At 64.2% G+C, this 16188-nt stretch carries 17 protein-coding genes; 12 read left to right on the top strand and 5 right to left on the bottom strand.

Features of this window, described 5'->3' with window-relative positions:
- Window positions 1-60 precede the first annotated feature (60 nt).
- Window positions 61-1377, bottom strand: a complete 1317-nt coding sequence (locus JG747_RS28300) for an ABC transporter substrate-binding protein (RefSeq protein ID WP_051112818.1) — start codon at window positions 1375-1377, stop codon at window positions 61-63.
- Window positions 1378-1518: 141 nt separating this feature from the next.
- Window positions 1519-2436 (bottom strand): pca operon transcription factor PcaQ, encoded by a 918-nt coding sequence (gene pcaQ / locus JG747_RS28295; RefSeq protein WP_010914665.1) that lies wholly within the window; start codon window positions 2434-2436, stop codon window positions 1519-1521.
- A gap of 94 nt (window positions 2437-2530) precedes the next feature.
- Here pcaQ and pcaD point away from each other — a divergent pair, with 94 nt between their 5' ends.
- From pcaD to pobA, 6 genes are read left to right on the top strand one after another with little or no spacing between them, the layout of a single operon-like run.
- Entirely contained in the window at window positions 2531-3340 is an 810-nt protein-coding gene (pcaD, locus tag JG747_RS28290) for a 3-oxoadipate enol-lactonase (RefSeq protein ID WP_027046579.1), read from the top strand.
- Window positions 3333-3740: a 4-carboxymuconolactone decarboxylase gene (gene pcaC, locus JG747_RS28285; RefSeq protein ID WP_019856760.1), complete on the top strand. Its 408-nt coding sequence runs from the start codon at window positions 3333-3335 to the stop codon at window positions 3738-3740. The genes pcaD and pcaC overlap by 8 nt, the downstream gene beginning before the upstream one ends.
- Window positions 3730-4485, top strand: a complete 756-nt coding sequence (gene pcaH / locus JG747_RS28280; RefSeq protein WP_019856761.1) for a protocatechuate 3,4-dioxygenase subunit beta — start codon at window positions 3730-3732, stop codon at window positions 4483-4485. The genes pcaC and pcaH overlap by 11 nt, the downstream gene beginning before the upstream one ends.
- The gene (pcaG, locus tag JG747_RS28275) at window positions 4485-5099 is read left to right on the top strand and encodes a protocatechuate 3,4-dioxygenase subunit alpha (RefSeq protein WP_019856762.1); all 615 of its coding nucleotides are present in this window, start codon (window positions 4485-4487) and stop codon (window positions 5097-5099) included. Before pcaH ends, pcaG begins: the two co-directional genes overlap by 1 nt.
- 8 nt (window positions 5100-5107) lie before the next feature.
- Window positions 5108-6160 (top strand): 3-carboxy-cis,cis-muconate cycloisomerase, encoded by a 1053-nt coding sequence (locus JG747_RS28270; RefSeq protein WP_202360491.1) that lies wholly within the window; start codon window positions 5108-5110, stop codon window positions 6158-6160.
- A complete protein-coding gene (gene pobA, locus JG747_RS28265) occupies window positions 6160-7335 on the top strand; it encodes a 4-hydroxybenzoate 3-monooxygenase (RefSeq protein ID WP_202360490.1) in 1176 nt (391 codons plus the stop codon). Before JG747_RS28270 ends, pobA begins: the two co-directional genes overlap by 1 nt.
- A gap of 5 nt (window positions 7336-7340) precedes the next feature.
- On the opposite strand, the gene JG747_RS28260 is transcribed toward pobA, so the two are convergent.
- The 3 genes from JG747_RS28260 to JG747_RS28250 are packed head-to-tail and all read right to left on the bottom strand — an operon-like array spanning window position 7341 to window position 10383.
- Complete coding sequence (locus JG747_RS28260) at window positions 7341-8204, bottom strand: carbohydrate ABC transporter permease (RefSeq protein ID WP_069091591.1); 864 nt, start codon at window positions 8202-8204, stop codon at window positions 7341-7343.
- Window positions 8201-9091 carry a carbohydrate ABC transporter permease gene (locus JG747_RS28255; protein ID WP_019856766.1) on the bottom strand — a complete coding sequence of 297 codons (891 nt, stop codon included), beginning with the start codon at window positions 9089-9091 and terminating at the stop codon, window positions 8201-8203. The genes JG747_RS28260 and JG747_RS28255 overlap by 4 nt, the downstream gene beginning before the upstream one ends.
- Window positions 9091-10383: an ABC transporter substrate-binding protein gene (locus tag JG747_RS28250; protein ID WP_202360489.1), complete on the bottom strand. Its 1293-nt coding sequence runs from the start codon at window positions 10381-10383 to the stop codon at window positions 9091-9093. Before JG747_RS28250 ends, JG747_RS28255 begins: the two co-directional genes overlap by 1 nt.
- 316 nt (window positions 10384-10699) lie before the next feature.
- On the opposite strand from JG747_RS28250, the gene JG747_RS28245 reads away from it, so the two are divergent.
- Genes JG747_RS28245 through JG747_RS28220 form a run of 6 tightly spaced genes read left to right on the top strand, consistent with a single transcriptional unit; the run spans window position 10700 to window position 16186 of the window.
- Window positions 10700-11971, top strand: a complete 1272-nt coding sequence (locus JG747_RS28245; protein WP_202360488.1) for an extracellular solute-binding protein — start codon at window positions 10700-10702, stop codon at window positions 11969-11971.
- A gap of 52 nt (window positions 11972-12023) precedes the next feature.
- Complete coding sequence (locus JG747_RS28240) at window positions 12024-12956, top strand: carbohydrate ABC transporter permease (protein WP_202360487.1); 933 nt, start codon at window positions 12024-12026, stop codon at window positions 12954-12956.
- Window positions 12953-13810, top strand: coding sequence for a carbohydrate ABC transporter permease (locus JG747_RS28235; protein ID WP_202360486.1), 858 nt, complete (start codon window positions 12953-12955; stop codon window positions 13808-13810). The genes JG747_RS28240 and JG747_RS28235 overlap by 4 nt, the downstream gene beginning before the upstream one ends.
- Window positions 13807-14547, top strand: coding sequence for a PIG-L deacetylase family protein (locus JG747_RS28230; protein ID WP_038645173.1), 741 nt, complete (start codon window positions 13807-13809; stop codon window positions 14545-14547). Before JG747_RS28235 ends, JG747_RS28230 begins: the two co-directional genes overlap by 4 nt.
- The gene (locus tag JG747_RS28225) at window positions 14544-15419 is read left to right on the top strand and encodes an ROK family protein (RefSeq protein ID WP_202360485.1); all 876 of its coding nucleotides are present in this window, start codon (window positions 14544-14546) and stop codon (window positions 15417-15419) included. Before JG747_RS28230 ends, JG747_RS28225 begins: the two co-directional genes overlap by 4 nt.
- Complete coding sequence (locus tag JG747_RS28220; protein WP_202360484.1) at window positions 15416-16186, top strand: GntR family transcriptional regulator; 771 nt, start codon at window positions 15416-15418, stop codon at window positions 16184-16186. Before JG747_RS28225 ends, JG747_RS28220 begins: the two co-directional genes overlap by 4 nt.
- Window positions 16187-16188 lie beyond the last annotated feature (2 nt).

Here is a 16188-nt window from a genome sequence, read left to right as displayed (position 1 = left end):
AGCGGTCAGAACAGCCTGTTGTTGCGGATGGGTCACCAGGCGATCCTCGTCAGCGGTCCATCAGCCGTTGTAAGGCTGAAGCTTGGCTTCGACGGGCACCTTCGGATCGGTGGCGTTCTCGGTCACGACATAGTCGAGCGGGAATTTGCTGCCTTCCTTGGCAGCCACCCACTGCGTGCCGATGATCGGACCGGGCGAGACATTGGCGACAGGGCCGCTGGTGAAATCGACCTTGCCGATCATGGTCTCGGTCTTCAGCGTGCTCAGCGCCTTGGCCACCGCCGCCTTGTCCTTGGCGTCGGAGCTGGCCTTCAGCGCTTCGAAGCCGGCGTCGAGCAACGACATCGAGGCGCCGAGCTGCTGCGTCCACTGCTTGCCGCTCGCCGCCTCATAGCCGTCGGCGAGTTCGGTGCCCGAAACACCGGTAAGCGGCGACTTGTAGGGGAAAGCCTTGTGCCAGTAGGCGGCGCTCGAAATCTTCATGCCGAGGTCGCCGAGCGCCTCGATGTCAGACGGGAACAGGCCGGTCTTGGCGACCTGGGCGATCTTGATCTGCTTGATCAGCCCCTGCTGTGCCGCCTGGCGCCAGAAGGCGGCAAAGTCCGGCGGGATCGGGAAGGAATTGAAGATCTCGACGCCTTCCTGCTTGAACAGCGCGATCTGCGAGGAATAGTCGGTGGTGCCGGTCTCGTAGGCGCCGGGATCGACGATGGTGAAACCTTGCTTGGCAAGCAGCGGCGCCAGATTGGCGCGGATGGCGTTGCCGTCGGCGTCGTTGGGATACATGACGCCGACCTTCTTGTTGGTCTCGATCAGGTTCCATTGCGAGATGTAGGTCTTGAAGAACTCGCCGACACCGAAGCCGAAATGATAGGTCCATTTGAACGGCGAGGGCGCGCCGGGCTTGGCGCCGCGGCCGAAATACCAGGCCTCCCATGGCATGACGGTCGACAGGCAGGGCACCCCCGCGGCCTCGCAGGCGTCGGCGACCGGGTTGATCACCTCGGGCGTCGACACCGCCAGCATCAGGTCGATGGCCTGGTTGTTGATCAGGTCCTTGGCGAGCTGGCCCGCGCGTGACGGGTCCGACTGCGTGTCCTGGTCCAGGATTTCGACGCTGTATTTCTTGCCGCCGATATCGAGGCCTCCGGCCAGCGCCTTGCGGGCGAGGTCGAGCACATAACCGTCGGTCTGGCCGAAGCCGGCCAGCGGCCCTGTGCGCGGGCTGACGAAGCCGACCTTGAGCGTGCCGGCCGCCTGGGCGAAGGCCTTGCCGCCACCGAGCGCGAGCGCCGCGCCGCCGGCGATCGAGGTGGCAATGAACTGGCGCCGCGACACGCCACGAATACTGGATCTGCTACCGTTAGCGTAGGTCATGCATTCCTCCCTTTGTGCTCCTCCATCGGCACAGTGCACCAGCGTTTTGGTTCGGTAAAATGATATTTTGCGGTGTTTCATTAACCCTGGGGTTAGGGGATTTCCGAAGAACGCGGGGATCGGTCCGAACGGTCCGACGCCTCACTTGCCCGGCCTTGCCGCCTCGCGAATGGTCTGCAGCAGGATGGTGAAGGCCGGCGATGGCGCCGTATCGGTGCGCATCGTCAGGCCGACCGGTCCCTTGGTTTCCTCGGTGTCGACCGGCAGGGCGACGAAGGCGCCGCTGGCGATCTCGTTGGCAACCACGCCGGCCGAAATGATCCACACCGCATTGCTCTGCCGCATGAAGGAGCGGCCAAACGAATCCGAGACGGTTTCGATCTCGGTCGCCGGCGCGGTCATGCCGTTGGTGATGAACAGGCGATCGACGAAGGGGCGGATGACGGATTCCCGGGTCGGCATCAGCACCGGGAATTCGTCGAGCCTGGCGAAGATATCCGCTCCCGGTTCCAGCAGTGGATGCCCGGCCCGCACCACGAACAGCACCTGTTCGGAATAAAGATGCTCGAAGAAGAAGCCGGTCATGTTTTCGGGCGCTGCCAGCCGTCCGACGACAAGATCGAGCGCGCCGGTACGCAATTGCTCGAGCAGCACCGCGTTCTCGCCAGTGACGATCTTGATCGCCGCGCCGGTGTTTTCTCCGAGGAACAGGCTCATTGCCTTAGGCATGACCTTTGCCGACACGGTCGGCAGAGCGCCGATGCGGATCGGATGGCGGTTGATTGCGCCGTCCTGGCGAACGGAATCGACGCCGCGCTTCAACGCGGTGATCGCAGAACCGGCATGGCTGAGGAAGATCTCACCAAGCCTTGTGACCCGGATACCGCGCCCGTCACGCTCGACAACGGCGACACCGAGCGCCTCTTCCAGTTCACGCAACGTCTTGGTCACCGCCGGCGCGCTGACATGCAGGAAATCGGCGGCGCGGGCCACGCTGCCCTGCCGCGCAACCTCCAGGAAGGCCTGCAGGTGACGGAAGCGGATGCGGCTCTCGGCCATGGATTTAATAACCCCTGAGTTAATGAAATGGCGCAAAATATCATTTTACCGAACCAAATGCCTTGTGCAATGTGGGAGGTGGAGGATCGAAATCGTGTCATTCGTCACCATCGGCGGCATCACGCTGCACCATCGCCACCTCAAGGCGACCGGCAATGCGCGCGCGATCATATTCATCAATTCGCTGGGCACCGACTTCCGCATCTGGGACGACATTGTCTCGGCGCTCGATGGGGAAATGTCCTTGCTGGTCTATGACAAGCGCGGCCACGGGCTGTCCGACATAGGCGAGATCAAGTCGATCGACGATCATGTCGACGATCTCTCGGGGCTCATCGATCATTTCGGCTTGAAGAAGGTCGTGCTGTGCGGCCTTTCGGTCGGCGGCATGATCGCGCAAGGGCTCTACGCCAGGCGCCCGGGGATCGTCGAGGCCATGATCCTGTGCGACACGGCCCACAAGATCGGCACAAATGAGAGCTGGAACACCCGCATCGCGGTCGTCGAACGCAAGGGCATCCAGGCCATTGCCGATGGCGTGCTCAAAGTGTGGTTCACTTCCGCCTTCCACACCTCACGGGTGGCCGAACTGGATGGCTATTGGAACATGATGACCCGGCAAGCACTTGCCGGCTACGTGGGAACCTGCGTTGCTATCCGCAACGCCGATTTTACTGACGCGGCACGCCGCATCGAGGTGCCGACACTCTGTGTCGTCGGTGACCAGGACGGCTCGACGCCTCCCGCTCTCGTCCGCTCGCTGGCCGCTCTGATCCCCGGTTCGCGTTTCGAGATCATCCGTGACGCCGGACATATTCCCTGCGTCGAACAGCCTGAAGCGCTCACCGCGCTGATCCGCGATTTTGTCGCATCGCTTGCCCCTGGAGCAGAAAACCATGGATGAAGTCCCCGGCAACGCAGCCCGATATCGCACTGGCCTCGTGGTGCGGCGCGCGGTGCTCGGCGATCGGCATGTCGATCGGGCTGAGGTCGCCGCCACCGATTTCGATCAGCCGTTCCAGGAACTGATCACCGAGGCAGCCTGGGGGACTGTGTGGGCCCGGCCGGGCCTCAGCAAGCGCGAGCGCTCGATCGTCACGCTGGCGCTGCTGGCGGCACTCGGCCATGATGAGGAGGTCGCCCTGCATGTGCGCGCCACCGCCAACACCGGTGCGACGCGCGACGATATCTGCGAGGCGTTCCTGCATGTCGCCATTTATGCCGGCGTGCCGGCCGCCAACCGTGCCTTCAGAATAGCCAAGGACGTGTTTTCGGAAATGGACGGAGCCGACAATGCCCTCTGAGTCCGGCTCGAACCGGAGACCTGAGTCCGGCGCCTTCTTCCAGCGCGACCGGACATGGCATCCGCCGGCGCTGACGCCGGGCTATAAGAGTTCGGTGCTGCGCTCGCCGCAAAAGGCGCTTTTGTCCTTCGACAACACGCTGTCGGAAATAGCCGGACCAGTCTTCGGCCATGCCATGCTCGGTGAACTCGACAACGACCTGATCCATAATTTCGCCAGGCCGGGCGAGAGCGCCATCGGCGAGCGCATCATCGTCCATGGGCGTGTGCTCGACGAACGCGGTGTTGGCGTTCCCGGCGTGCTCATCGAATTCTGGCAGGCCAATGCCGGCGGCCGCTACCGCCACAAGAAGGACGGCTATCTGGCGCCGCTCGACCCGAATTTCGGTGGCTGCGGCCGCACCATCACAGGTGAGGATGGTGGCTATGCCTTCCGCACTGTCAAGCCCGGGCCTTACCCGTGGCCCAACGGTCCCAATGACTGGCGCCCGGCGCACATCCATTTCTCGGTTTTCGGCCACGGCTTCGCGCAGCGGCTGATCACGCAGATGTATTTCGAGGGCGATCCGCTGATCTGGAAATGCCCGATCGTGCGCGGCATCGCCGACAAGGCGGCCATCGAGGCGCTGACGGCCATCCTCGACAAGCAGGCGACGGTCCCGATGGACGCGCTCGCCTACAAGTTCGACATCGTGCTGCGCGGCCGCCGCTCGTCGCTGTTCGAAAATCGGCTGGAGGGCAATTGATGCGCCAATCGCTCGACCGCCTCAGGGAAAGCCCCTCGCAGACCGCGGGACCCTACGTCCATATCGGGCTGACGCCGAACTTCTGCGGCATCGGTGGCGTCTATGCGACCGATCTCGGCGCGACCATGGTCAACGACAAGACCAGGGGCGAGCGCATCGGTCTCAAAATTAGGGTACTCGACGGCACAGGCACGCCGCTCAAGGACGCGCTGATCGAGATCTGGCAGGCGGATGCGGACGGGCTCCACAATTCGCCGGCCGAATTGCGCGGCGCGGCCGATCCGAACTTCTTCGGCTGGGGCCGCTGCCCGACCGACATGGACACAGGCGTCTGTGCATTCGAGACGATCAAGCCGGGCCGCGTGCCGTTCCGGGATGGAAGGCTGATGGCGCCGCACATCACGCTATGGATCGTCGCGCGCGGCATCAATCTCGGCCTGCACACGCGGCTCTATTTTTCCGACGAGGAAAAGGCCAATGGCGAGGATCCGATCCTGGCGCGCATCGAGCATCGCGTCCGCGTGCCGACTTTGATCGCCGAGCGCCAGGGCGGCACCTACGTCTTCGACATCCATCTCCAGGGGGAGAAGGAAACGGTCTTCTTCGACAGCTAGGAGATCTCATGACCGTATCGCCCTTCGACCATCCGTTGCTATCCGCACTCCTCGGCGACGAGGAAGCATCGCGGCATTTTTCCGTCGAGGCGGAAATCGAGGCGGCGCTAGCGTTCGAGTGCGCATTGGCCGAAGCGGAGGCTGAAAACGGGATCATCGCCAGGGATGCCGCGGCAGCGATCGTGACGGCACTGGCATCATTCCGGCCGGATACCGCTTTGCTGAGAGCAGGCGTCGCCAAGGACGGCGTCATGGTGCCGGAACTGGTGCGCCAGATCAGGGCTGCGGTCGGTGAACCGCATGGCAACAAGGTGCATTTCGGAGCGACCAGCCAGGACGTCATCGATACGAGCTTTATGCTTCGGCTGAAAGCGATCGTCGAGCATATCGGCCTGCTGCTGACCGAAACCGTTTTGCGCCTCACCTCGCTTGAGGAGCGCTTCGGCGGCAGGGCGCTGACCGGCATGACCCGCATGCAACCAGCGATCCCTATCCAAGTGACGGATCGCATCACGGCGTGGCGTGCGCCGTTGCAGCGGCATCAGGAAAGATTGTCGGACCAGGCGAGGCGCCTGCTGGTGGTGCAATTCGGCGGCGCTGCCGGCACGCTGGAAAAGCTCGGCGATAAGGGGCCGGCGGTGCGCGCCGCGCTTGCCGCAAAACTCGGCCTTGCCGATGCACCGCAATGCCAGAGCCAGCGCGACACGCTCGCCGACTTCGCCGGCTGGCTGTCGCTGCTGACCGGCAGTCTCGGGAAGTTCGGCCAGGACATCGCGCTGATGGCGCAGGGCGGAACTGACATTACGCTCTCCGGCGGCGGCAGCTCGTCGGCCATGCCGCACAAGCAGAACCCGGTGAAGGCCGAGGCGCTGGTGGCGCTCGCCCGCTTCAACGCTACGCAGCTTTCCGGCATGCATCAGGCACTGGTGCATGAACAGGAGCGCTCGGGTGCGGCCTGGACGCTGGAATGGCTGTTGCTGCCGCAGATGGTCGTCGCCACCGCCGCGTCGCTGCGCCTTGCCGCCGAACTGGCGGGACAGATCGAAAGCCTCGGTCACTGATGCGCAAGCAGGTCGCCATTGTCGGCTCCGGACCCTCCGGCCTGCTGCTTGGGCAGCTTCTGGCCGGCATCGGGGTCGAGACAATCATCCTGGAACGGTCGAGCCGCGAACATGTGCTTGGCCGTGTGCGGGCAGGGGTGCTCGAACAGGGCACGGTGGAATTGCTGGAAGAGGCTGGTGCCGCCGCGAGGCTGCATGCCGAAGGCCTGCCGCATTCCGGCATTTCGCTGGCTTTCGACGGGCGCCTGCACCGCATTGATCTTGCGGCGCTCACCGGCGGCAAGCATGTCACCGTCTATGGCCAGACCGAAGTGACGCATGATCTGATGGACAAGCGCGAGGCGGCTGGCCTCGTCACTGTCTATGAGGCCGCTAATGTCGCGCTGCATGATTTCGATGGCGCTGCGCCGTTCGTTACCTACGACGACAAGGATGGCGTCTCTCACCGGATTGATTGCGACTTCATCGCCGGCTGCGATGGCTATCACGGCGTCAGCCGCAAATCGGTGCCGGAGCGCGCGCTGAAGACCTTCGAGCGGCAATATCCGTTCGGCTGGCTCGGCGTGCTGGCCGAAGTGCCGCCAGCCGATCACGAACTGGTCTATGCCAATCACGAGCGGGGCTTTGCATTGTGCTCGATGCGTTCGACGCATCGCAGCCGCTACTATGTGCAGTGCCCGCAGGACGACCGCGTCGAGGCCTGGTCCGACGATCGCTTCTGGGACGAGCTGCGCCGCCGCTTGCCGGAACGGACGGCGGCAAGCGTCACCACCGGGCCATCCTTCGAAAAGTCGATAGCGCCGCTGCGCTCCTTCGTTGCCGAGCCTATGCGTTTCGGCCGGCTGTTCCTGGTCGGCGACGCCGCCCACATCGTGCCGCCGACTGGCGCCAAGGGCCTCAACCTCGCCGCCAGCGATGTACGCTATCTCTTCGCCGGTCTGCGCGAGTTCTACGTTGGAAAGTCCCAAGCTGGCATTGAGGCCTATTCGCAAAAGGCGCTGGCGCGGGTGTGGAAGGCGGTGCGCTTTTCCTGGTGGATGACGACCATGCTGCACCGCTTCCCTGACACAGGCGATTTCGGCCAGCGCATCCAGGAAGCCGAACTCGACTATCTCGTGCACTCGCAGGCCGCGTCGACCGCGCTCGCCGAAAACTATGTCGGGCTGCCGTACTGAAGCAGCTATCCCTTGATCGCCGAGCCGACGATGGAATCGACGAAGAAGCGCTGCAGCAGGACGAACAGGATGAGCGGCGGCAGCACGGCCAGCGTCGCGCCGGCCATCACCAGGCCGGTATTCACCGCGCCACGGTTGTAGCTCAAGAGCCGGCTCAGGCTGATCACGATCGGGTAGGCGTCGGCATTGCCCTGCAGCACGGTCAGCGGCCAGAGATAGCTGTTCCAATGGTAGACGAAGGCGAACAGGGCGAGTGCGGCGATCGCCGGCGCGACGCTGGGCGCCACGATCTTGAACAGGATCAGCAACTCTGAAGCGCCGTCCATCCGCGCCGCATCGATAAGGTCGTCCGGCACGCCTGATATGAACTGGCGCATCAGGAAGATGCCGAAGGCATTGGCGAGGTTGGGCACGATGATGCCTGCCAGACTGGCATTGAGCCCGATCGAGCCGACCAGCCGATAGAGCGGGATCAGCGTGACGATCGGCGGCAGGAACATGGTGGCGATCAGCAGTGAAAACAGCAGCGATTTGGCGGGGAAGTGGTATTTGGCGAAGGCATAGCCGGCCATCATGCTGGTGATCAGGATGCCAGCGGTGGTGATCGAGGCGATGACCAGGGAATTCCACATCGAGCGGCCGACATTGACCACGCCGGAAACCTTTTCATAGGCGTCGAGGCTGGGTGTGTGCGGTATCCACACCGGCGGCACCTGCATGCTCTCGGCCGGCGTCTTGAGGCTCGACAGCACCATCCACACCAGCGGGAAGGCCGAGGCCACGGCGACCAGCAGCATCAGCGTCGCCAGCAGCGCCTTGCGCCCGGACGGGCGCTTGCGCGGCAGCCGGCTCGATGATCCCCCGCTCATTCCTGATCCTTCCGGTTGGCGAGAGCAAACAGCGCGCAGACCACGACGATAAGTGAAAGCATCAGCATGACCGCCATCGCCGAACCCAGACCGCCTTGCGCGCGCTCGATGCCGACGCGGCGGATGTGGTAGGTGAGCACATTGGTCGAGCCGACCGGCCCGCCTTGCGTGATCAGCGCCACCGGCTCGAACACCTGCACCGCGTTGATGATGGCGATGACGGCGCTGAACAAAAGCGTGCGCCGCATCAACGGCAGCGTGATGAAGCGGAACTGCTCGAAGCGGTTGGCGCCGTCGAGCTTCGCTGCCTCGTAGAGGCTGCCCGGGATCTGCGTGAGGCCCGCGATCGCCAGCACGGTGAAGTAGCCGACCTGCTGCCAGACATTGAGCAAGACGATCGAGACCAGCGCTGAGCGCGGCGACGACAGAAAGGGCTGCGGGCCGATACCGATGAGGCCGAGCATCTGGTTGAGCGGTCCTTCGCTCGGCGAATAGAGCTTCGACCAGGCCAGCGCCACCGCGATCATCGGCACCATGTAGGTGGAGAAGAGCACAGTCCGCAGCGCCGTGCCGCCGGCGACATCATGCTGGTAGACCATCAGGCCGAACGCGACCGATAGCGGCAGGATGAGGATGACGGAGAGCGCGGTGTAGATGGCGGTGTTGGTGAGCGCGCCCTTGAAGTCACGCCCGACCGAGGAGGCCCCAAAGATCTCGCGGAAATTGTCGAGGCCGACGAAGCTGGCGCTGGAAAACGGCGTCTGCGTCGACCAGTCCTGGAAGGACAGCCAGACGGTGAGCATCATCGGCAACAGGATGAAGATGCCGATCAGCGTCACGGCGGGCGTAAGCATGATGCCCGCCGAGGCACGGTACCTCTGGATCATTATTTGGCGGCGCGCTCCAGGATCGAGGTGGCGTCGGCCTGCGCCGTCGCCTGCGCATCCTTGGCCGAGACCTGGCCATACTGCAACGCCTCGAGCGTCTGCTGCAGGGATTCCGAGAATTCCTGTCCGCCCGGCACGACCGGAAACGGCTTGGCATCGGCGAGCACGCTGACATAGCCGGAGAGGAATTCCGAGCCGAGCTTGTCCTTGTGTGCTTCGATATCGGACAGGCGCGAGGGCAGGATGCCCATCGACATCAGGATATCCGACATGGCCGAGGCGCCGTTTTTGCCGGACTTCGGATTGTTGAGCCAGGCCAGGAATTCCCACGCCGCCTTTTGCTCGGCAGCACCCGCATTGGCGTTGACCACGGTCATCCACGAATAGGAGATCGAATGCGGCTTGTCGCCGCTCGGGCCGACCGGGATCGGCGCGGTAGCGATGTCGGCGAACTTGTCGCCCATGCCGGTCTTCAGCGCGCTTTCCCACCAATTGGCCATGATGATCATGCCGGTCTTGCCGGAGACGAAATTGTCGAGGAACGGACCGGTGGTGTTGGCATCCGCCGTCGCCATCGCCGGCACGCTGGCGCCCGACTTGATCAAGTCCTCATAGAGCTGGAAGGTCTGCGCGGCTTGCTGGCTATCCAACACCGGCTTGCCGTCCTTGACCAGCTCGCCGCCGTTAGAAACGAGCAGCGAAGCGAAGGGATGGACGACGCCGGCCGCCCAGCTGTTGATCATGCCGAAACCCTGCTGGCCGGCCTCCTTGTTGGTCAGTTTCTTCGCCGCATCCTTGAACTCGTCCCAGGTTTTCGGTGGCGCCGCGATGCCGGCCTGCTTGAACAGCGCCTTGTTGTAGTTCAGCGCATAGACGTCGATCTCGTTGGGAATGCCGTAGAGCTTGCCGCCGACTGAGGCAGCGCTGGTGATACCCGCCGGCCAAGAGGCCTTGACCTCGCTGGCCACCGCATCGGGAGCGGGCGCGACCAGCTTGTCGCGGGCGAGTTCCGGCAGCCACAGATCATAGATGCCGCCGATCGTCGGGCCATCTGCGTTGCCGCCTTGCGAGCGCAGCGTGGTCAGGAGATCGCCAAAGGGAACGGCACGCACCGTGACGCTGACGTCCGGATTGGCCTTGGCATAATCCTTGGCAGCCGCTTCCAGCAGCGCGACCGTCTCCGGCGACCAGTGCGTCAAATAGGAGATGTTGACCGATTGCGCCCATGCCGTGGCGGGCAGGATGGCCAAGCCCGCGGCCAGCGCCAGTTTCGAAGTCCAGGCAAACGACATTCCTCATCCTCCCTATCGATCACGATGACGTTATGACAAGTTCGGGCGGCGGCGCAAGAGCCCGTCGGCGAAAAAGCTTGGTATCGACCGGTTTCAGATTTCTTCGCTCTGCCGAATAAGAAGATTTTATCGTTATAAAACAGTATATTGATTGCGCGAAACCACTAGTTCTTCCCTGACGGCGCCATGCCCGAGGCGTGCCAGACCTCTTGCGAATGCTGCTATGTCGTTATAATGACTTTGCCTGAGCCAATGACTCTCTCGCGGCGTCGAGGCGCTGCGGGACGCCAAGGACAGAAAAAATGGGAGACTGGCAATGAGCATGCTTTCACTTCATCGACGCGCAGCCCTTGGCCTGATCGGCGGCCTTGCAGCCGCCTGCGTCGGCGTCTTCACTGCCTTGCCGGCGAGGGCCGACAGCACGGTGACACTGTGGAGCTGGCGCACCGAGGACCAGGCCGCGATGCGCCGCATCTTCGATGCCTTCGAGGCGAAGAACCCTGGCATCAAGGTCGACATCCAGTTTACGCCGGACGCCGATTACCAGAACCGTCTGAGCACCGCCCTGCGCGGCGGCCGGGGCCCCGACATCGCCCAGCTCAAGGCCTATGGTGAATTGCAGCCCTTCGTCGACGCCGGCTATCTCGACGCGCTCGACGACAGCGTGCCCGAATTGAAGAACATGGCGGACGCCGCGCTGGGCGGCGCGCGCGGCCGCACCGACGGCAAGCTCTATGGCGTGCCCTATTCGGTGCCGATGATGGGCGTCTTCTACAACCAGGATATTTTCGCCGCCCAGGGCATCGAGATCCCCAAGACCTACAAGGATTTCGTCGCCGCTTGCGAGAAGTTGAAGGCGGCCGGCATCACGCCGGTCGCCACCGGCGGCGCCAACGGTTCGGCCTGGGAGCTGGAGATCGGCGTCGGCGTCATCGGCCCGACCGTCTACGGCCCGGGCTTCTACGACGAGATGATGACCGGCAAGGCGACCTTCGAGGATCCGCGCTATGTCGCGGCGTTGAAGCGCTTCGCCGATTTGAAACCCTATTTCCCCGATGGCTTCGCCGGCATCGACTACACCACTGCCACGCAACAGTTCATCGGCGGCAAGGCCGCGATGTTCCTCGGCGGCTCGTTCGAGAACGGCAGCTTCAAGGCGCAGAACCCGAAGCTGAAATTCTCGATCTTCCCGTTCCCGGCCGACGATGCCGGAGCAAAGCTCTACACTTCCGCCTTCTCCGACGGCTCCTACGGTCTCGTCTCCGAAAGCGCCAACAAGGAGGCAGCGACCAAGGTGCTGGGCTTCATGGCTTCGGCCGAATTCGCGCAGATGTTCGCCGACGAGCTCGGCTGGCCGCCGGCCCGCACCGATGTCACCGTGAAGGACCCGGTGCTGGCCGAGATGATGGCGATGTCGAAGAATTCGACGCCCTATCTGACGCTGGTCGGCCTCCGCTGGCAGTCGCCGACGGCGTCTTCGGTGCTGCAGTCGGAGATCATCGACATGGTCGAAGGCAACATCGCGCCGGAGAAACTGGCGGCCGACATGCAGGCCGCCGTCGCCACCTGGTTCAAGCCGAAGCAGTAGGGAGCCGGTCGGCCGCATCGCGGCCGGCCTCTCGTCCGGACACAAACAGCGCATGAGCAACCTTCGCCGCACAAGCAGCCTTCGCCGTACGCAGCAGCGCATGGCCGTGCTGTTCATCCTGCCGGCGCTGGCGGTCTATGCCCTGTTCGTCCTCTATCCGCTGGCGATGTCGCTGTGGGGCAGCGTCTTCACCTGGAAGGGGCTGCGCATGGTCGAGTTCGCCGGCCTTTCGAATTTCTCGCGGCTGTTTGTTTTCCCGAGTGGCGCGCGGCTCTATGGCGCGCTCTGGCACAACACCGCCTGGTTCCTCGGCATCATGGTCTTCCAGAACGGCATCGGGCTTTTGTTTGCTTGGCTGCTGTTCCTGCGCGACAAAGGTGCCGCCTTCTTCCAGTCGGTCTTCTTCTTCCCGGCGGTGCTGAGCCCGGTCATTGTCGGTGCCCTGTGGCGGCTGCTTTTGGCGCCGGGAGGCGTCGTCGAGTGGGCCCTGAACGGGCTTGGCCTGCACCAGGGCAGCCTCACCGTGCTCGGCAACAGCCACACCGCGCTTGGCATGCTTATCGCGGTCGACGCCTGGAACTGGATGGGCCTGCCGGTGCTGATCTACACGGCTGGCTTACGGCAGATTTCCAGTCAGATTTTCGAGGCGGCGAAACTCGACGGCGCCGGCAATGCGCGTATGCTGTTCTCGATCGCGCTGCCGCTGCTGATGCCGGCGCTGGGCACGCTGACGACGCTATCCTTCATCAACACCTTCAACCAGTTCGACATCGTCTATGTCATGCAGGGCGTGCAGGGCAATCCGAGCTATTCGACCGACACGCTGGTGACCTATTTCTACCGCCTGGCCTTCGGCGCGGAAGGCGCCGTCGGCATCACCGATATCGGTCTGGCGCTGGCGCTGGGCACCCTACTGTTTCTGATCCTCAGCATCGGCACGCTGATGATGCTGCGCTTCTTCGACCGCCGCACGGTGCAGCTATGAGCGCGCTGGCGATTTCAGACAGGGCGGCGATCTCTCGGCAGCTGGCGCGGCTGCCCGGCTGGACGGTGTTGGCCGTGTGGACGGCGGCTGTGCTGTTGCCGCTCTACATCCTCGTCGTCTCCTGCTTCAAGACCACAGCCGAGATCTACGCCAACCGGCTTGGCCTGCCGCAAAGCTGGGCTCTCGACAATTTCGTCAACGCCTGGACGCGCGCCGATCTCGACCACAATTTCATCAACAGCCTGATCGTCACCGGCGGTGCGGTGGTGCTCACCATCGTCGTCTCGGCCATGGCCGCCTATCCGCTCAGCCGCTATAGGCTCGGCTGGAATGCTGTCATGCTCGGCCTGTTCCTGTCCGGCATCATGCTGCCGATCCGGCTGGCCTCGGTCGAACTGTTCACGCTGATGCGCAATCTCGGCCTCCTGGATTCGCTGACCGGATTGATCCTCGTCTATTCGGCGATCCGCATTCCCTTCGCCGTCTTCATTTTCGCCAATTTCATGCGCGTACTGCCCTCCGAGCTCGACGAGGCGGCGCGCATGGATGGCGCCGGCGAAGTCCGCATCCTGTTCCAGATCATCCTGCCGATGGTGAGGCCGGCGGTGTCAATCGTCGCCATCTTCACCGCGATCGCGGTGTGGAACGATTTCTTCTTCCCGCTGATCTTCATCTTCGACGATCGCTACAAGACGGTGCCGCTGGCGATCAGCGTCTTCGTCGGCCAGTTCCGCACCGACTGGGGTCTGGTGTTCGCGTCGCTGGCGATCTCCATGGCGCCTATCCTGATCATGTATTGTCTGCTGGCGCGCCAGATTCGCGAGGGCGTCGGCGCCGGGGGAGGCATGAAATGATCGAGGACAGGATCTACGCCGCGCACTCCATCCTGGTGGTCGGCGCGCATGCCTTCGATGCCGAGGTGATCGCCGGGCCGCTGGCTGCGGCCGCCGTGAAGCGTGGTGCCGCGGTAACCTTTCTGCACCTGACCATGGGCGAACAGGGCCATCCCTGTTTGATCCCCGAGCATTATTGCGTGCAGAAGCAAGAAGAAGCGGGCAGGGCGGCCGCGCGCCTTGGGGTCACGCTGCGCAGTCTTGGGCTGCGCGATGCCTTCCTGCCTTCCAACGACGAGACGGCGCTGAAAGTGTGCGAGGTCATTCGCGAGCTGAAACCTGAGATCGTCATCACCCATTGGCACGGCAGCTGGCACAAGGACCATCGTGCCGCAGCGCATCTCACGCAGACCGGCATCTTCTTCGCCGCCCTGCCGACCATTGCCAGCGACCATGCGGCGCACACGCCGCAATTGCTGCTGTTCGGTGAGAACTGGGAGGACGATGACGGTTTTCGCCCGGAGCATCTTGTCGATGTCAGCGACGGCTTCGAGGCCTGGACCGGGGCGGTCAAGGAATATGAGCTGGCGCGAGGCTTGAGCAGCTTTCCCTATGTCGACTATTACAGCGCGCTCTACCGCCTGCGCGGCTGCCTGCGCGGCACGCGCCATGCCCAGGCTTTCACGGCGGCATCGCATTCCTGGAATGCCGGCAGCGGCCTGTTCTCGCCACCGTTCGGCAAAGGGTCGGGCCGATGACGCGGGTTCTGGCCATCGATCTCGGCGGCACCAATCTGCGCGCCGCCATCTCGACCGGCGACATCAGCGCGTTGAAGGTGCTGAGCCGTGAGCTGGCGCCGGCAAGCCTCGATGCTCTTGTCGCCCGCATCAACGCACTGTGCGCGGAAGCCGGCTCGGTCGAGGCGCTTGGCATTGCGGTGCCGGGGCTGGTCGAGGGCTCGGCCTGCCGCTGGATTCCGAACCTGCCATTCCTCGACGGCGTCGACCTCCAGGCGCTGTTTCCGGGCCTGCGCATCGCGCTTGGCAATGACGCGCAGATCGCGCTGCTGGCCGAAGCCGTCGAAGGCAGCGCGAAAGGCATGTCGGACGCGATCCTGCTGGCGATCGGCACCGGCATCGGCTCGGCGGTGCTGGCCAATGGCCGTATCGTTGCCGGCGCGCATGGCGGCGCCTGTTCGTTCGGCTGGGCGTGCGCCGACATCAGGGACTATGGCGCGGAGCGCAGCGGCTGGCTGGAGCGTGCCGCTTCCGGCAGGGCGCTCGATGCGCTTTCCGGCCAGATCGGGCTCGCCGACAGCCGCCAGCTGATCGCCGCTGCCCGCGCCGGCGAGCTCGCCGCGCAGACCTTGCTTGAAGTGCCGGCACGCCAGATCGGCACGGCGCTTGCCGGCGCGGTGGCGCTGCTCGACCCGCAGGCGGTGCTGATTTCAGGCGGGCTGGCCGAGGCGCTGGACGTGATGCGCCCGCCGCTGCTCGCGGCACTGCGCCGTCAGTTGCCCTCGCATTTGCGCGGCATTGAGATCCAGCCCGGCCATTTCGGCCCGGATGCGGGACTTGTCGGCGCGGCGCTGGCCGGCCGTGTGGGGGAAGGGTGGAGGCAGGTGCGATGAGCGAAGTGAGCTTTCAGCAGCCGGACCGCAGAAGGCCGGAGCCGCTCTGGTATCAGGTCGAGGAGGCGATCCGCGCCATCGTCAAGAGCGGCGAATGGGCAACGGGCGACCAGATCCCGGCCGAAGACAGGCTGTGCGCCTTGTTCGGCGTGAGCCGCATCACTTTGCGCCATGCCTTGCGCAATCTCGAGGAGGCCGGGCTGCTGCGCCGCGAACATGGCCGCGGCACCTTCGTGCGCTCGACCACGCTGGTCGCCGGCACCCGCGAGCTGACCAGCTTCACCCAAGAGATGGGCAATATGGGCGTGGTCGCCGGCTCGCGCCTTCTCGATTGCAGCCTTACCACCGCCAATGCCGCCGCCGCCGGCGCGCTGGAGATCGAGGAGGGTGATCCGGTGGTGCGCATTCGGCGGCTGAGACTGGGCAACAATGAGCCGATCGGTATCCAGACGGCGCAGCTGTCGGCCGTGCGCGTGCCGGGCTTCCTCGACGCCGGCCTGCTGCAGGGCTCGCTCTACGAAGCGCTGGAGCGCCATTACGGCATCGTACCGGTGGCCGCGCGCGAGAATTACCGCGTCGGTGCCGTCGGCGCGGCGGATGCCGAACTGCTCGATCTCCCGGCCGGCAGCCCCGCTTTCGTCGTCGAGCGCATCACCACCGACGAGCGCGGCCCGTTCGAATTCACCGTCTCGATCATGCGGGGCGACCGCTATGAAATCCGTTCGACGCTGCGCGCCGGCCGCGTCCCGTCAACCCCCAGAAGCTGATC

This window comes from Mesorhizobium sp. 131-3-5, assembly GCF_016756575.1.
Lineage (GTDB): Bacteria > Pseudomonadota > Alphaproteobacteria > Rhizobiales > Rhizobiaceae > Mesorhizobium > Mesorhizobium jarvisii.
This window is presented reverse-complemented; position numbering and strand designations above follow the sequence as displayed.

Excerpts from the sequence above, each read along its gene's own strand:
- pcaG (WP_019856762.1), top strand. The coding sequence starts at position 4,485 with ATGCGCCAATCGCTCGACCGCCTCAGGGAAAGCCCCTCGCAGACCGCG.
- JG747_RS28250 (WP_202360489.1), bottom strand. The coding sequence starts at position 10,383 with ATGTCGTTTGCCTGGACTTCGAAACTGGCGCTGGCCGCGGGCTTGGCC.
- pcaC (WP_019856760.1), top strand. The coding sequence starts at position 3,333 with ATGGATGAAGTCCCCGGCAACGCAGCCCGATATCGCACTGGCCTCGTG.
- pcaQ (WP_010914665.1), bottom strand. The coding sequence starts at position 2,436 with ATGGCCGAGAGCCGCATCCGCTTCCGTCACCTGCAGGCCTTCCTGGAG.
- JG747_RS28240 (WP_202360487.1), top strand. The coding sequence starts at position 12,024 with ATGAGCAACCTTCGCCGCACAAGCAGCCTTCGCCGTACGCAGCAGCGC.
- JG747_RS28245 (WP_202360488.1), top strand. The coding sequence starts at position 10,700 with ATGAGCATGCTTTCACTTCATCGACGCGCAGCCCTTGGCCTGATCGGC.
- JG747_RS28270 (WP_202360491.1), top strand. The coding sequence starts at position 5,108 with ATGACCGTATCGCCCTTCGACCATCCGTTGCTATCCGCACTCCTCGGC.
- pobA (WP_202360490.1), top strand. The coding sequence starts at position 6,160 with ATGCGCAAGCAGGTCGCCATTGTCGGCTCCGGACCCTCCGGCCTGCTG.
- JG747_RS28255 (WP_019856766.1), bottom strand. The coding sequence starts at position 9,091 with ATGATCCAGAGGTACCGTGCCTCGGCGGGCATCATGCTTACGCCCGCC.
- JG747_RS28230 (WP_038645173.1), top strand. The coding sequence starts at position 13,807 with ATGATCGAGGACAGGATCTACGCCGCGCACTCCATCCTGGTGGTCGGC.
- JG747_RS28300 (WP_051112818.1), bottom strand. The coding sequence starts at position 1,377 with ATGACCTACGCTAACGGTAGCAGATCCAGTATTCGTGGCGTGTCGCGG.
- pcaH (WP_019856761.1), top strand. The coding sequence starts at position 3,730 with ATGCCCTCTGAGTCCGGCTCGAACCGGAGACCTGAGTCCGGCGCCTTC.
- JG747_RS28260 (WP_069091591.1), bottom strand. The coding sequence starts at position 8,204 with ATGAGCGGGGGATCATCGAGCCGGCTGCCGCGCAAGCGCCCGTCCGGG.
- JG747_RS28220 (WP_202360484.1), top strand. The coding sequence starts at position 15,416 with ATGAGCGAAGTGAGCTTTCAGCAGCCGGACCGCAGAAGGCCGGAGCCG.
- JG747_RS28225 (WP_202360485.1), top strand. The coding sequence starts at position 14,544 with ATGACGCGGGTTCTGGCCATCGATCTCGGCGGCACCAATCTGCGCGCC.
- JG747_RS28235 (WP_202360486.1), top strand. The coding sequence starts at position 12,953 with ATGAGCGCGCTGGCGATTTCAGACAGGGCGGCGATCTCTCGGCAGCTG.